We start from the raw sequence: 14,146 nt of genomic DNA, 5'->3' as shown, positions 1-14,146 counted from the left end.
CCATGGCGGACCGCACCTTCCTCGACTGGCCCTTCTTCGACGACCGCCACCGCGCCTTCGCCGCTGATCTGGACGCTTGGGCGGACAGAACGGAGGCGGTGAACCTGCACGGCGACCACGACCTCGACGGCGATTGCCGCTCGATCCTCAAGGCGCTGGCCGAGGGCGGGTGGCTCAACAACGCCGTCCCCGACGCTAACGGAAAACTGGACGTCCGAACCCTGTGCCTGACGCGCGAGACCCTCGCCCGCCGCTCGGGCCTGGCCGATTTCGTCTTCGCCATGCAGGGCCTCGGCTCCGGCCCGATCAGCCTGTTCGGTACGGACGACCAGAAGGCCCGCTGGCTGCCCGGCGTGGCGGCCGGCGAGACCATCGCCGCCTTCGCCCTCTCCGAGCCCGAGGCCGGCTCCGACGTCGCCGCCCTGTCCACGACCGCCCGGCGCGACGGCGACGGCTGGATACTGGACGGGACCAAGACCTTCATCTCCAACGGCGGCCTAGCCGACCGCTACACCGTCTTCGCCCGCAGCGGCGAGGCGCCCGGCGCCAAGGGCCTCAGCGCCTTCGTCGTCGATGCAGACACGCCTGGGTTCGAGATCGTCGAACGCATCCCCCTGATGGCCGCCCATCCGCTGGCGACGGTCCGCTTCAACGCCTGCCGCATCGACGGCGACCGCATCCTCCGCGCGCCGGGCGAGGGCTTCCGCATCGCCATGGGCACGCTCGACGTGTTCCGCTCGACCGTCGCCGCGGCGGCGCTCGGCTTCTCACGCCGCGCCTTCGGCGAGGCCGCCTCCCGCACCGTCTCCCGCAAGCTGTTCGGCGCCCCGATGAGCGACCTGCAGCTGGTGCAGGCGTCCCTCGCCGACATGGCGCTGAAGATCGACGCCTCGGCCCTGCTGATCTACCGCGCCGCCTGGCTGAAGGATCAGGGCGCGCCGCGCGTCACCCGCGAGGCCGCCATGGCCAAGCTCTACGCCACCGACGAGGCCCAGGCAGTCATCGACGCGGCGGTCCAGCTGTTTGGCGGCCTCGGCGTCGTCTCCGGCCATCCAGTCGAGCGGCTGTACCGCGAGATCCGCGCCCTGCGCATCTATGAGGGCGCGTCCGAGGTGCAGAAGATCGTCATCGCCCGGCAGGCCCTGGCGGCCATGGCGGGAGGCGGCTGATGGGGACCAGCGCGCATCTCGACCGGTTCGTCCTCGACCATCTGCCGCCGACGGACCAGCAGCCGGAGTTCGTCTTCGACCTGCCGGAACTGGTCTATCCCGAGCGCCTGAACGCCGGCGTGGAGTTGCTGCGCCGGGCGCTCGCCGCCGCCGGCCCCGACGCCCGCGCCCTGATCGACTTCGACCACGAATTCTCGTGGAGCCGCGTCGACGCCATCTCGGGCCGGATGGCGCGGGTGCTGGTCGAGGAGATGGGCCTGGTCCCGGGCAATCGCGTACTGCTGCACGGCCCGAATTCCTCCTGGACTGTCCTGGCCTGGTTTGCGATCCTCAAGGCTGGCGGCGTCGTGGTCGCCACCATGCCCATGCTGCGCGCGGCCGAATTGGCGACGGTGATCGACAAGGCCCGGATCAGCCGCGCTCTGGTCTATTCGACCCTCGCCGACGCCGTGAGCGAGGCCCGGAATGCGACGACATCGCTGACGCAGGTGATGGACTCGACCGCGCTGCAGAAGGCCGCCCAGGCCCTGCCCGCCGGTTACCGCTTCGACGCCGTGGACACCGCCGCCGACGACCCCGCCCTGATCGCCTTCACCTCGGGCACCACCGGCAGGCCCAAGGGCTGCGTCCATTTCCATCGCGACATCCTCGCCATGGCGGATACGTTCGGCCGCCACATCGTCGGCCTGACGAAGGACGACATCGTCGTGGGCGCCCCGCCCATCGCCTTCACCTTCGGCCTCGGCGGACTGGTGGTCTTCCCGGCCGCCGTCGGCGCCGCGACGGCCTTCGCCGATCGCCCCGGCCTCGAAGCCCTGGCCGAGACCATCGCTCGTCACAGGGCCACCGCCCTGTTCACCGCCCCCACCGGCTACCGCGCCCTGCTGAAGCTGGCCGGCGGGCACAACCTGTCCTCCCTGCGCACCTGCGTCTCGGCCGGAGAGGCCCTTCCCGCCGCCACTTCGGACGCCTGGCATGAGACTACCGGCGTCCGCATCATCGACGGCATCGGCTCGACCGAGATGATCCACGTCTTCATATCCGCGCGCGGTGACAACATCCGCCCCGGCTCCACCGGCAAGGCCGTGCCCGGCTATCAGGCCCGGATCATCGACGCCGACGGCAAACCCCTGCCCCCCGGCGAGACCGGCCGCCTCGCCGTGCGTGGCCCGACCGGCTGCCGCTACCTTGATGACGACCGGCAGGCGGCCTATGTCCAGAACGGCTGGAACCTGACCGGCGACATCTACCGTCAGGATACGGACGGATACTTCTGGTTCGTGGCCCGATCCGACGACATGATCGTCTCGTCCGGCTACAATATCGGCGCGCCCGAGGTGGAGCACGCCCTGCTGCGCCACCCCGCCGTGGCCGAGGCCGCGGTGATCGGCGTCCCCGATCCCGAACGCGGCCAGATCGTGAAGGCCTTCGTGGTGTTGAACGAGGGCCACGCCCCCTCCGACGCCCTGCGCGCCGAGCTCCAGACCTTCGTCAAGGGCGTCATCGCCCCCTACAAATACCCCCGCGGCCTCGACTTCGTCGAGGCCCTGCCCAAGACCCAGACCGGCAAGCTGCAGCGCTTCCGGCTCAAGGAGCCCAAATGACGGGCCAGATTTTCACGGTCGAACGCCGCGTCCGCTTCGCCGATTGCGACGCGGCAGGCATCGTCTTCTTCCCGCGCTATTTCGAGATGCTGAACGGGGTCGTCGAGGATTGGTTCGCCGGGCCGCTGCACGCCTCCTTCCGCGAACTGCACGTCAACCGTCATGTCAGCGTCCCCACCGCCGCCGTCGAGGCCCGCTTCATCGCCCCCTCGCGGCTGGAGGACGAGTTGACCTTCGCCCTGACCGTCACCAGACTTGGCGGCGCCTCCTGCGGCCTGCGCCATCGCATCAGTTCGGGCGGTCAGCTGCGCTTCGAGGCGACGCAGACCATCGTCTATGTCGGCGCGTCGCTGAAGCCCGAACCCTGGCCAGAACCCTTGCGCACCCGTATCACCTCGTTCGTGGAGACGTCCGAATGAATCGTGTCCTGCTGCCCGAAGGCTGGCCTCGGCCCAAGGGCTATTCCAACGGCATCGAAGCGACCGGCCGCACGGTCTTCGTCGCCGGCCAGATCGGCTGGACACCCGCAGGCCTGTTTGTCGAGACGGGGTTCGCCGGCCAATTCCGCCAGGCGCTGGAGAACACCCTCGCCGTCCTTGCGGAAGCGGGCGCCGGCCCAGAAGATATCGTCAGAATGACTTGGTACGTGGTCGACAAGAGCGAGTATTTGGCCGCCCTCCGCGACATCGGCGCGGCCTGGCGCGAGCTGATCGGACTGCACTACCCGGCCATGGCCGTGGTCGAGGTCAAGGGACTGATCGAGGACGCGGCCCGCGTGGAGATCGAGACCACCGCCGTCGTCCCCGCGTGAGGGTTGGCGCCGCGCGATTCGGGGGCCACAGCTAGACCATGCGGCTACACGACGACGTCCTTGGCGCACTTGAGGCCGAGGCTATTCACATTTTCCGGGAGGTCGTCGCCGAGTGCGAACGGCCCGTGCTGCTGTTCTCGGGCGGCAAGGACTCGGCGGTTCTGCTACATCTCGCGCGCAAGGCCTTTTTCCCCGCCGTGCCGCCCTTCCCCCTGCTTCACGTCGATACGATGTGGAAATTCCGCGAGATGTACGTCTTCCGCGACCAGGCCGCGGCCGCGGCGGGCATGCGGCTGCTGGTTCATCGCAATCCCGAGGCCGAGGCGGAGGGCATCAACCCGTTCGATCATGGGGCGAGCGTCCACACCGATCTGTGGAAGACCCAAGGCCTTAAACAGGCGCTGGATGAGGGCCGGTTCGACGCGGCCTTCGGTGGCGCCCGCCGCGACGAGGAGAAGAGCCGGGCCAAGGAGCGGATCGTCTCGGTTCGCACGGCGGCGCACGGCTGGGATCCCAAACGCCAGCGTCCCGAGCTCTGGAACCTCTACAACACCCGCCTGAACGATGGGGAGTCGGTGCGGGTCTTCCCCCTGTCGAACTGGATCGAGCTGGATGTTTGGCGCTACATTCAGCGCGAAAACATCGGTCTGCCCTCGCTCTATTTCGCCGCCGACCGGCCGGTGATCGAGCGCGACGGAGCCCTGCTGATGCTCGACGACGATCGCCTGCCGCTGCGGCCCGGCGAGACCGCCCGGATGCGCCGGGTCCGCTTCCGCACCCTCGGCTGCTGGCCCCTGACCGCCGCCATCGACAGCGATGCAGACTCCCTCGAGGCCGTGGTCCGCGAGGTCGCGGAGGCCTCCGTGTCAGAACGTCAGGGCCGGGCCATCGACCACGATCCGTCGGCCTCGATGGAGCGGAAGAAGCGCGAGGGCTATTTCTGATGGTGGCGCTGCATGACATCGGCCCGAAGGAAGTCGTCCGCCTGATCACCTGCGGCTCGGTTGATGATGGCAAATCGACCCTGATCGGCCGTCTGTTGTACGACGCCGGCGCGATCCCCTCCGATCAGATCGCGGCCCTGCCTGACCTCGACGGCTCCCCGGATCTGTCCTTCCTCGTCGACGGTCTGGCGGCCGAGCGCGAGCAGGGCATCACCATCGACGTCGCCTACCGCTTCTTCGACATCGGCAAGCGCCGCTTCGTCCTGGCCGACACACCGGGGCATGAGCAGTACACGCGCAACATGGTCACCGCCGCCTCGACGGCGGACCTGGGCATCGTCCTGGTCGATGCGCGCAAGGGGGTGCTGACCCAGACGCGACGGCATAGCCGGCTTCTGGCCCTGCTGGGCGTCCGTCGCGTCGTGCTGGCGGTGAACAAGATGGACCTGGTTGAGGGAGCCCAGGGCCGCTTCGACTCCATCGTCGCCGACTATTGCGCCTTCGCCGACCAGATTGGCCTGACCGACATCACCGCCATCCCGACCTGCGCCCGGACAGGCGAGAATGTTTCGGCGCCGGGCGGTCTGACATCCTGGTACGCCGGTCCCGGCCTGATGGCCCATCTGAAGACCGTCGGCCTCGCTGAAGCCGCGCCCGGCCCGCTGCGTATGACGGTACAGGGCGTCAGCCGGCCGAATGCGGACTTCCGGGGCTTCGCGGGCAGGATCGTCGTGGGCAAGGCTCGTCCGGGAGACGCCGTCCGTGTCCTGCCCTCGGGCGTCAGCGCTACCATCGACCGCATCGTCACCATGGACGGTGATCTTGACGAGGCCCGGATCGGCCAGTCCGTGACCCTGACCTTGACGCCGGAGGTGGACGTCTCGCGCGGGAACCTGATCGCCGCCGCCGAGGCTCCACCCGAAGTCGCGGACCAGTTCGAGGCCCATCTGGTCTGGATGTCCGACCGCCCCCTGCTGCCCGGCCGGTCCTACTGGCTGAAACTGGGCGCGGAGACGGTGGCGGCGCGGATCAGCGACCTGCGGCACAAGGTCAATGTCGATACCGGAGAATTGCTCGCCGCGCCGACCCTCAGCCTTAACGACATCGGACTGTGCACCCTGGCGCTCGATGCGCCAGTCGCCTTCGAGCCCTATGCCGTCAGTCGCGACCTGGGGGGCTTCATCCTGATCGACCGGATAACCAACGAGACCGCCGGCGCCGGTATGATCCGCTTCGCCCTGCGCCGTGCGGCGAACATCCATCCGCAGGCCCTGACCGTCAGCCGAACCGATCGCGCTGCACTGAAGCGGCAGTCGCCGCTGGTGCTGTGGTTCACCGGCCTGTCCGGCGCCGGCAAGTCCACCATCGCCAACCGCGTCGAACAGCGGCTGTTTGCCGAGGGCCTGCATTCGGTGCTGCTGGACGGCGACAATGTCCGCCACGGCCTGAACCGCGACCTCGGCTTCACCGACGCCGACCGGGTCGAGAACGTCCGCCGCGTGGCCGAGGTGGCGCGGCTGATGACCGACGCGGGCCTGATCGTGCTGGTGTCCTTCATCTCGCCCTTCCGCGAGGAACGCCGGATGGCGCGCGAGCGGATGGAGCCGGGCGAGTTCATCGAGGTCTTCATCGACGTCCCCCTGGAGGTGGCGGAGGCGCGGGATGTGAAGGGTCTCTACGCCAAGGCGCGGGCAGGCCAGTTGAGCCATTTCACAGGCATCGACAGCCCCTATGAGGCGCCGGAAGCGCCCGAACTACGGATCGACGCCTCGGCCTGCTCAGCGGACGAAGCAGCCGACCGGATCGTCGCCTTGGTCCATGCGGCGCAAGCGGCCGAACGGCCCGCCGGAGGCCTCAGGCCGCGTATTCGGTGATCGTCAGCGTAGCCTCGAGCGAGACCGCGCAGACCGGGGGCCGCTGCTCCTCTGGTCGCAGGTCCTGGGCCGTCGATACGATCACGAGCGGCCCCGTAGTCAGTCGCGCCAGTTCGACCACGGCGCTGTCGAAGGTGAAGACGTGGGCGTAGTCGCCATGCCCGGCATGATCGCCCGCTTCGCCCATGCCGAAATGCACAAACGTCGGCGACACGCCCAGATCGACCCGACCCTTTTCGGTGAACACGCTGGTGGCGATGGCGCGGCCCGTCAGGTTTTCAGACCGCTCATAGGCCACGACGCCCTCGCCTTCGACTGTGACCCTGTTTGGCGACTCGCGCAGCAGACGCACGACTTCGGCGGGCAGTTCCAGCCGGAGGGAGTCGTCGGTCGCAGCGGCGTCGACCCGCACTGAGACCTGGCGTGTCGACACCGGTCCGTCGCCCAAGGCGCTCGGGGGCAAAGCGAAGACCAATGGCGCATAGAGCGCGTCGTAGCGGTACCCCAGACCGCGCGTGGAGGTTATGCGCGACGCGAGCCAGCGCCCCGTCTGCCGGCCATCTGGGCCCGTGAACCCCGACATGGAGAGGTCCTTCCACGGCCGGGGATAGGCCAGGTCGCCATTCTTCTGGTGCCAGGTCGCCCAGACCCGGTCGACGTTGCAGTGGTGCAGCCAGAACACCGGGTCCAGCGCCGCCGTTCGGGTGCTCCCCATCAGGCCGCCGACCAGCATGTGGATGATGTTGTGGCCATAGGCTTCCACCCGACCCGCCGCCCGGTCGCGACCGCAGAAGGTCTCGAAGCGATCGTCGGCGACGCGGGCCACATCGCGGCTCTGGGCGAAACGGGCTTTCTGGAAGTCGAGGGTCTCAGTCGCCGGGTCGCGCTCACGCTCATAGAGCGCCGATGTCGGATCCAGCACCCACGGCGGCAGGAAGCGGTCCACCTGCCAGTCCCAATAGGGCATGGCGAAGTTTGAGTGCCCGGTCACCTGGGCGATGATCCGTTCCATATGGGCCACCTGCAGGCGGTGCCAGGGCAGGAACCGCCAGTTGCCGTGCTCGGCGCGCTGGGCATGGAGCCGGTTCTGGGCCTCCCACGACAGGGAATCCGACCGGCGTTTCATGATCTTGACCCCCTCGGCGAAGGCCAGGATGTCGGTGTCGGCGGAACTCAGCGAGGAGGCCGCCTTTCGGACGCGCCGCGCGTCCTGCGCCCAGGCCTCGCCCGTCGCCAGGGCCGTCATCAGACCGCCCGCGCCCGCCAGCGCGCCTCGTCGATTGAGCAACATCGGTCAGGCCCCCGCCTTCAGAACGGCGTTACGGTCTCAGAGCCGAGCCGCCCTGTCCATCGGCATCGCCCGCAGGTTGTCGGCTGTTCGCGGGCTCAAGCCGAGCGTGGGCCGTCGAACCACCACTTCATCGCCAGCACACCGGCGGCCATGACCAGGGCGCAGGCATTGGCGATGACAATGGGCCAGGCGTCGGTCAGCACGCCGTAGGTGGTCCACAGCACGAAGCAGATCACCGTCAGCGAATAGGTCTTCAGCGACACGGAGGAGGCGTCGCGTTCCCTCCAGATCTTGATCATCTGCGGCGCAAAGCTGGTGATCGAGCACAGGGCCGCGGCCGTGCCGACGACGTTGGCGACCAGACCGCTCACCGGGACGCCTTGCGGCGACCGGGCGTCTTCTTCTCAGCCGGTTTCCCCGCGGGTTTGCGAGGCGCCGCCGACAGGTCCTCGGCGCGCGTCGCCACGATCGGCATTTGATCGCCGCCGTGCAGGCGTTGGGCGCGGGCCTCGACCTCGACCAGGATCTTGTCGAGATCCTTCTCGGTCAGGTGCTCGATGCCGATGAACCGCTCGTCGGCGGCGGTGACGGCATGCAGCAACTCATCCAGCTTGGCCTGAATCGCCGCGCCGTCGCGGTTCTGGGTGTTCTGGATCAGGAAAACCATCAGGAAGGTGATGATGGTCGTGCCGGTGTTGATCACCAGTTGCCAGGTCTCGCTGAATTTGAAGATCGGACCGGTTGCCGCCCAGATCAGCACGATCGACAGGCAGGCGATGAAGGTCCATGGCTTGCCTGCCACCTTGGCCGTCGCCGTGGCGAATTTGACGAACTGCTTTTCCATGGCTGCTTAACTGCGCCTTGCGGACTACGTTGCGTTACTCGCCCTCGCGCACCGGCGAGGAGCCGGCGGCCAGCAGCGGCGCGTTTTCCTCCATCGTGTCGATCGACCGAACGAACGTCGGCGGTCGCAGCGCATGGGTCAGTTGCTCGAATGCATAGCCCAGCGACAAGACCTTCGAGTCCTCCCATTTTCCGGCGATGAAGCTCATCCCGACCGGCAGCCCGCGCACGAAACCCATCGGCACGGTCAGGTGCGGGTAGCCGGCGATGGCCGGCATGCTGGACGCCGCCCCGGCATAGTGGTCGCCGTTGACCACATCCGTCGTCCAGGCCGGGCCGGTCGTCGGCGCGATCAGGGCGATGACGGCGTGGTCGCGCATCATCCGGTCGATGCCGTCGGCGCCGGCGGCCTTCAGGGAGGTCGCTCGCGCCGCCACATAGGCCGGGTCGTCCAGCCCCTTCGTCTGCTCAGCCTGCAGGAACAGCTCCTGCCCGAACAGGGCCAGTTCACGTGGCTCGGCGATGTTGAAGGCGATGACGTCGGCCAGGGTCCGGGTCTGCACCTGCCGCGGATCGGTCGAGGCGAGGTAGGCGTTCAAATCGACCTTAAGCTCGGTCAGCAGCACGGTCAGCTCGGCGGCGTCCATGGCCGGGTCGGGGCCCTGGGTGATATCGACCAGAATGGCCCCCGCTTCGCGCAACCGGGACAGGTTCTCTTCGAACACGCGATCAAGGCCATTCGAATAGCCGGTCGCGAATCGCATCACGCCGATGCGCGCGCCACGCAGCGAGCCCGCGTCCAGCGCCGCGCGATAGTCGACCTTCCGTGCGTCGGCCTCGACCGTGGCAGGATCCAGCGGATCGCTTCCGGCGATGACGGTCAGCACCATGGCCGCGTCCTCGACCGTCAGCGTCATCGGTCCGGCGGTATCCTGGGAATGGCTGATCGGCACGATGTGGGTGCGGCTGACCAGGCCGACGGTCGGCTTGAAGCCGACGATGCCGTTGATCGCCGCGGGGCAGGTGATGGACCCGTCCGTCTCGGTCCCGATCGCCGCCGGCGCCAGCCCCGCCGCCACCGCCGCCCCGCTGCCCGAGGACGAGCCGCAGGCGTTGCGATCCAGCGCATGCGGGTTGCGGGTCAGTCCGCCGACCGCGCTCCAGCCGCTGGTCGAGCTGGACGAGCGGATATTGGCCCATTCCGACAGGTTGGTCTTGCCGACGATCACCGCTCCGGCGGCCCTCAGCCGCGCCACCAGAGGCGCGTCCCGGCCGGGAGCGTTGTTGAGAAGCGCCAGCGACCCCGCGGTCGTGGGCATGTCGGTGGTTTCGATGTTGTCCTTGAGAAGGATGGGCATGCCCGCGATGCCGGCTCCGTCCTCCCACCGCACCACCTGTTGCGGATCGGCCCAGACCAGCAGGCTGTTAGTCGCGGCTTCCTGCGGCGTCACATGGCGTGCGCCATAGACTTCCTGCGCTGACGCCGCTCCGGCGAGCAGCAGAGCGGCCGCGGTCGCCGCGGTGATCATCCGGCCTATCATCATGGTCCCCGTCATCCTTCCGGTTGAAGCGCCGGCGCCCGCCGCGCCCGCGTCCGCTGCTCGAAGGCATACCCCAGCGACAGCACCTTCGCGTCGTCCCATTTGCCGCCGATGAAGCTTATCCCCACCGGCATGCCGCGGTCGAAGCCCATCGGCACGGTCAGGTGCGGATAGCCGGCCACCGCCGCCAGCGAGCTGGACGAGCCTTGGGACCGGTCGTCATCAGTCGGGTCATTGGTCCAGGCCCGCGATGTCGTCGGCGCGACCAGCGCGACCACCCGGTGGGTCGCCATCATCCGGTCGATCCCCTCCGGACCTGCAGCGCGCAGCGATCGTTCCCGCGAAGCGATATAGACCGGGTCTTCCAGTCCCGTGGTCGCCTCGGCGCGGATGAACAACTCCTGGCCGAACAGCACTGTCTCGCGCGGTTCGGCGGCGTTGAACGCGATCAGATCGGCCAGGCTCCGGGACGGCACCTGCGCGGGATCGGTCGAGGCCAGATAGGCATTCAGGTCGACCTTCAGCTCGGTCAGCAACACCTGGAGGCTGGCGCCCACGGCCTGCATGTCCGGCCCCTCGGTGATCTCGACCAGTTCGGCGCCCGCATTGCGCATCGCCTGAAGCGCCCGCTCGAACTCGGCTTGCGTTTCGGCTGAATAGTTGGCGATCAGGAACCGCATCACCCCGATCCGCGCGCCGTTCAACGAGCCGGCGTCCAAAGCGGCGCGATAGTCGACCTTGCGGGCATCGGCCTCGACCGTCGCTGGGTCTAGCGGGTCGGAGCCGGCGATGACCGACAGCACGATCGCCGCGTCCTCAACCGTGGTGGCGATCGGCCCGGCCGTATCCTGCGAATGGCTGATCGGCACGATGTGGGTGCGCGAGACCAGACCCACGGTCGGCTTGAACCCGACCACGCCGTTCACCGAGGCCGGGCAGACGATGGAGCCATTGGTTTCGGTGCCGATGGCCGCCGGCGCCAGACCGATGGCCACGGCCACCGCGCTGCCGGCCGAAGAGCCGCAGGGGGTGCGTGCCGGATCATACGGATTGCGCGTCTGCCCAACGACGGCGCTCCAGCCGCTGATGGAATTAGTCGAACGGATGTTGGCCCATTCGGACAGATTGGTCTTGCCGAGGATGACCGCGCCGGCTTCGCGCAGGCGCGTGACGATGGGTGCATCGCGGCCCGGGGCGTTGCCGGACAGCGCCAGCGAACCGGCCGTGGTCGGCATGTCGGCGGTTTCGATATTGTCCTTGAGGAGGATGGGCATGCCGCTGATTCCGGCCTCTGGCATCCAGCCTCGGTCGCTGATCCCCGATGCCCACGCGATCATGCTGTTCGGGCCGACAATGTCGTCGCGGCAGCGATCTGTATAGGCATGGTGGTCAGGACTGACGTTGCCCCGCTCTCTGTAGAGCTGCTCGCAACGCGTTCCTGCCAGCGTCACTCCCAAGGCCCGATCCGCCGCGGCTGTGGCGTCAGCCGCCGCGGCGTCGGCCGCAGCCCAAATCTCGGGCTCCGGCATGGACGGCGTGGCGCAGGCCCCCAGAGTCAGGGCCCCTGCCGCCCCTGCAATCAGTCCTGCGCGGCGGGCGCCCTTGAACCGATCGTGCGATCCAGAAAGTCGAGATACGTCCGCCATTGCTGCAGCTGCCTTTCATTGCCCCGGACGCCGTGGCGCTGGCCGGGGTAGAGCATCAATTCGAAGGGAATGGACGAGGCCTGCAGCGCGTCGATGACCCGCGTGGAGTTCTCGAGGATGACGTTGTCGTCGGCCATGCCGTGCAGCAAAAGCAGCCGCCCGGTCAGGTTCGGCAGGCGCGGAATGGCGTCCGAGGCGGCATAGCCCGCGGCGTTAGCTTCCGGCGTCGACATGTATCGTTCGGTATAGTGGGTGTCGTACAGGCTCCACTCGGTCGGCGGCGCGCCCGCGATGGCCGATGTCAGCCCCATGTGGGGCTCGGTCAGGGCCATCAGACTCATGAACCCGCCATAGGACCAGCCCATCATGGCGATGCGATCGCCGGCAACGTATGGCAATGTTCTCAGATAGTTGATAGCCAACACCTGATCTTCGACCTCAGGCTGCCCCATGCGCAGATAGAGCGCCTGTTTGAAAGCCGCTGAACGGTCGCCCTCGCCCCGGTTATCGAGCCGGAAGACGATGTATCCGGCCTCGGTCAACAGTTGATTGGTGGACGACTGCCACGACTGCCGCACCCCGCCGCCGGACGGTCCGCCATAGACCTGCATGACCACCGGATACTGTTTCGACGGATCGAAGCCCGGCGGCGTGGTCATCTGCCACACCAGCATCTCGCCATGGCTGTCCAGCGTGCCGAAGGTCACCTCGCCCCGGCGTGACACGTAGGGGAAGCTGGGATGGTCGGCGTCGAGCCGGTTCTCCTCGATCCAGCGCACGAAGGTCCCGTCGGCCCGGTACAGGCCCGACTGCGGCGGGGTCTGCAGGTCAGTATAGTTGCCGACGAAGGCGGTCCCCGTCCTGTTCATCGAAGCCGACCACCAGCCGCCGTCGGACGTCACAGCGACGGCCTGGCGCAGTTCGTTCAGCGAGGCCCGCCACAGGCGCTGGGTCGTCGGCCGCTCGCCCTGCACGTCGCACATGGTCACCCGGCCGCCGGGCAGCGGACAGGCGCTGTGGCCGCCGGTCACCCCGGGGGGCCGCGCGGCATAGCCAAACGAGGCGGTGAAGAAGACCTCGCCGGTCTGCTGGTTGACGCCGTCCAGGCTCTTCACCGGCCAGGGGCCGTGGGTGATTGGCTGGATCAGCGTCCCGTCGCGCTCGTACAGATACAGGTGCTTCCAACCCGTCTCCTCCGACGACCAGATGAAGCGGCCGTCGTCCAGCGGCCGGAAGTCGTCGTTCAGCGAGACCCAGGCGTCCGAGGTCCGGGTCAGGATCACCCGCGACGCGCCCGTGGCCGGATCGACGCTCAGCAGGTCCAGAGTCTTCTGGTCGCGCGACTGGCGCTGGACATAGAGGGTGCGACCGTCAACCGACCAGTCGACCCGCGCCAGATAGATGTCGGCGTTCGCGCCCAGGTCCACCTTGGTCCGCCGACCGCTTTCGCGGTCGTGGACGAACAATTCGACCACCGCATTGGGCCGCCCGGCGCGCGGGTAGCGCTGCTCGATAACCCGGGCGCCGCCGCCGGTGATGTCGAGGCGCGGGATAATGTCGACCGTGCTCTCGTCCGTCCGTTGCAGGGCGATGTAGCGTTCGTCCGGGCTCCACCAGTAGCCGGTGTCGCGGTCCATCTCCTCCTGGGCGATGAACTCGGCTGTGGCCCAGGTGATCAGGCCATCGCCGTCTGAGGTGATCTCCGTCTCGCGATTGCCGTCCAGCGCCAGCACAACCAGATCCTGGTCGCGCACGAAGGAGACGAAATTGCCCATCGGCGACACCTTGGCGTCGATCTCGTCGGCCTCGGTCTCGGTCAAGCGGCGCACCGCCCCGCCCTCACGTTCGGCCAGGAAGATGTCGCCTTCAAGCGGGGCCAGGATATAGCGGCCCTGTTCGTCCCACGAATACTCGACCACGCCGCGCTGGCTGATCCGCATCCGCTCGCGCCGGGCCTTCTCGGCCTCCGACAGTTCGCCGGCGTCGGGAACCAGCGCCCGCGCGTCGATCAGCTTGAACGGCTCGCCCTCGCCCGTCGGCGCGGCCCACAGGTCCAGCACATCCACGTCATCCTCGCGCGAACGCAGGAAGGCCACGAGTTCGCCGTCCGGCGACAGGCTGACGCCGCGCGCCACCGGTCCGGCCAGCGACGGATTGGCGAACACCCGCTCGGGCGTCAGGACTGTCGGGTCCGGCGTTTGCGCCATGGCGGCGGTGAACGGCGAAAGCGCCGCGAGAAACAGGGTGGAGGCGAGGAGTTTGTTGCGCATGACGCTGACGCTAGCGGTCGTTTCGGCCGGCGTCATCCCCGATTCCGCACGGGCGGTGGAGGAGTCGAGAGTACATTCTGGCGCCGGAAAATTATCGAGTGATCGAGCGACCCTTCGGGTGGTCCGCGCAGGGATCGCCGGTTGAACCGGATG

12 protein-coding genes are annotated in these 14,146 nt (G+C 68.2%); 6 read left to right on the top strand and 6 right to left on the bottom strand.

Translation table 11 applies throughout. From position 1 onward, the window contains the following. The first annotated feature begins 2 nt into the window (after positions 1–2). Genes Q8K49_RS13390 through cysC form a run of 6 tightly spaced genes read left to right on the top strand, consistent with a single transcriptional unit; the run spans position 3 to position 6,402 of the window. A complete protein-coding gene (locus tag Q8K49_RS13390) occupies positions 3–1,169 on the top strand; it encodes an acyl-CoA dehydrogenase family protein (protein ID WP_305306581.1) in 1,167 nt (388 codons plus the stop codon). Then, a complete protein-coding gene (locus Q8K49_RS13385) occupies positions 1,169–2,773 on the top strand; it encodes an AMP-binding protein (protein WP_305306580.1) in 1,605 nt (534 codons plus the stop codon). The genes Q8K49_RS13390 and Q8K49_RS13385 overlap by 1 nt, the downstream gene beginning before the upstream one ends. Next, positions 2,770–3,192 carry a thioesterase family protein gene (locus tag Q8K49_RS13380; protein ID WP_305306579.1) on the top strand — a complete coding sequence of 141 codons (423 nt, stop codon included), beginning with the start codon at positions 2,770–2,772 and terminating at the stop codon, positions 3,190–3,192. The genes Q8K49_RS13385 and Q8K49_RS13380 overlap by 4 nt, the downstream gene beginning before the upstream one ends. Further along, the gene (locus Q8K49_RS13375) at positions 3,189–3,584 is read left to right on the top strand and encodes a RidA family protein (RefSeq protein ID WP_305306578.1); all 396 of its coding nucleotides are present in this window, start codon (positions 3,189–3,191) and stop codon (positions 3,582–3,584) included. The genes Q8K49_RS13380 and Q8K49_RS13375 overlap by 4 nt, the downstream gene beginning before the upstream one ends. 38 nt (positions 3,585–3,622) lie before the next feature. Beyond that, positions 3,623–4,528 carry a sulfate adenylyltransferase subunit CysD gene (cysD, locus tag Q8K49_RS13370; RefSeq protein ID WP_305306577.1) on the top strand — a complete coding sequence of 302 codons (906 nt, stop codon included), beginning with the start codon at positions 3,623–3,625 and terminating at the stop codon, positions 4,526–4,528. Further along, positions 4,528–6,402, top strand: a complete 1,875-nt coding sequence (cysC, locus tag Q8K49_RS13365; RefSeq protein WP_305306576.1) for an adenylyl-sulfate kinase — start codon at positions 4,528–4,530, stop codon at positions 6,400–6,402. The genes cysD and cysC overlap by 1 nt, the downstream gene beginning before the upstream one ends. Here cysC and Q8K49_RS13360 read toward each other — a convergent pair. The 6 genes from Q8K49_RS13360 to Q8K49_RS13335 form a co-directional block, all read right to left on the bottom strand. Further along, positions 6,383–7,693, bottom strand: a complete 1,311-nt coding sequence (locus Q8K49_RS13360) for a tyrosinase family protein (RefSeq protein ID WP_305306575.1) — start codon at positions 7,691–7,693, stop codon at positions 6,383–6,385. The two genes, cysC and Q8K49_RS13360, sit on opposite strands and share 20 nt — an antisense overlap. Positions 7,694–7,788: 95 nt before the next feature. Further along, the gene (locus tag Q8K49_RS13355; RefSeq protein ID WP_305306574.1) at positions 7,789–8,064 is read right to left on the bottom strand and encodes a SemiSWEET family sugar transporter; all 276 of its coding nucleotides are present in this window, start codon (positions 8,062–8,064) and stop codon (positions 7,789–7,791) included. After that, positions 8,061–8,537, bottom strand: a complete 477-nt coding sequence (locus Q8K49_RS13350) for a low affinity iron permease family protein (protein ID WP_305306573.1) — start codon at positions 8,535–8,537, stop codon at positions 8,061–8,063. Before Q8K49_RS13350 ends, Q8K49_RS13355 begins: the two co-directional genes overlap by 4 nt. 34 nt (positions 8,538–8,571) lie before the next feature. After that, positions 8,572–10,065 carry an amidase gene (locus Q8K49_RS13345; protein ID WP_305306572.1) on the bottom strand — a complete coding sequence of 498 codons (1,494 nt, stop codon included), beginning with the start codon at positions 10,063–10,065 and terminating at the stop codon, positions 8,572–8,574. A 23-nt stretch (positions 10,066–10,088) separates the two neighbouring features. Beyond that, positions 10,089–11,414, bottom strand: coding sequence for an amidase (locus Q8K49_RS13340; RefSeq protein ID WP_305306651.1), 1,326 nt, complete (start codon positions 11,412–11,414; stop codon positions 10,089–10,091). 242 nt (positions 11,415–11,656) lie between these two features. Then, on the bottom strand, positions 11,657–13,993 hold the full coding sequence (locus Q8K49_RS13335) for a S9 family peptidase (protein WP_305306571.1): 2,337 nt from the start codon (positions 13,991–13,993) through the stop codon (positions 11,657–11,659). Between the last annotated feature and the right edge of the window lie 153 nt (positions 13,994–14,146).

The sequence above is a fragment of the Brevundimonas sp. genome (assembly GCF_030682035.1).
Classification (GTDB): Bacteria; Pseudomonadota; Alphaproteobacteria; order Caulobacterales; family Caulobacteraceae; genus Brevundimonas.
Note: the sequence above shows the minus strand (reverse complement) of the source record. Positions and strands in the feature narration are given on the sequence as shown.

Coding starts and splice junctions, on each gene's coding strand:
- Q8K49_RS13335 (WP_305306571.1), bottom strand. CDS start 13,993: ATGCGCAACAAACTCCTCGCCTCCACCCTGTTTCTCGCGGCGCTTTCG.
- Q8K49_RS13375 (WP_305306578.1), top strand. CDS start 3,189: ATGAATCGTGTCCTGCTGCCCGAAGGCTGGCCTCGGCCCAAGGGCTAT.
- Q8K49_RS13360 (WP_305306575.1), bottom strand. CDS start 7,693: ATGTTGCTCAATCGACGAGGCGCGCTGGCGGGCGCGGGCGGTCTGATG.
- Q8K49_RS13380 (WP_305306579.1), top strand. CDS start 2,770: ATGACGGGCCAGATTTTCACGGTCGAACGCCGCGTCCGCTTCGCCGAT.
- cysD (WP_305306577.1), top strand. CDS start 3,623: ATGCGGCTACACGACGACGTCCTTGGCGCACTTGAGGCCGAGGCTATT.
- Q8K49_RS13390 (WP_305306581.1), top strand. CDS start 3: ATGGCGGACCGCACCTTCCTCGACTGGCCCTTCTTCGACGACCGCCAC.
- cysC (WP_305306576.1), top strand. CDS start 4,528: ATGGTGGCGCTGCATGACATCGGCCCGAAGGAAGTCGTCCGCCTGATC.
- Q8K49_RS13340 (WP_305306651.1), bottom strand. CDS start 11,414: ATGATCGCGTGGGCATCGGGGATCAGCGACCGAGGCTGGATGCCAGAG.
- Q8K49_RS13385 (WP_305306580.1), top strand. CDS start 1,169: ATGGGGACCAGCGCGCATCTCGACCGGTTCGTCCTCGACCATCTGCCG.
- Q8K49_RS13345 (WP_305306572.1), bottom strand. CDS start 10,065: ATGATCACCGCGGCGACCGCGGCCGCTCTGCTGCTCGCCGGAGCGGCG.
- Q8K49_RS13350 (WP_305306573.1), bottom strand. CDS start 8,537: ATGGAAAAGCAGTTCGTCAAATTCGCCACGGCGACGGCCAAGGTGGCA.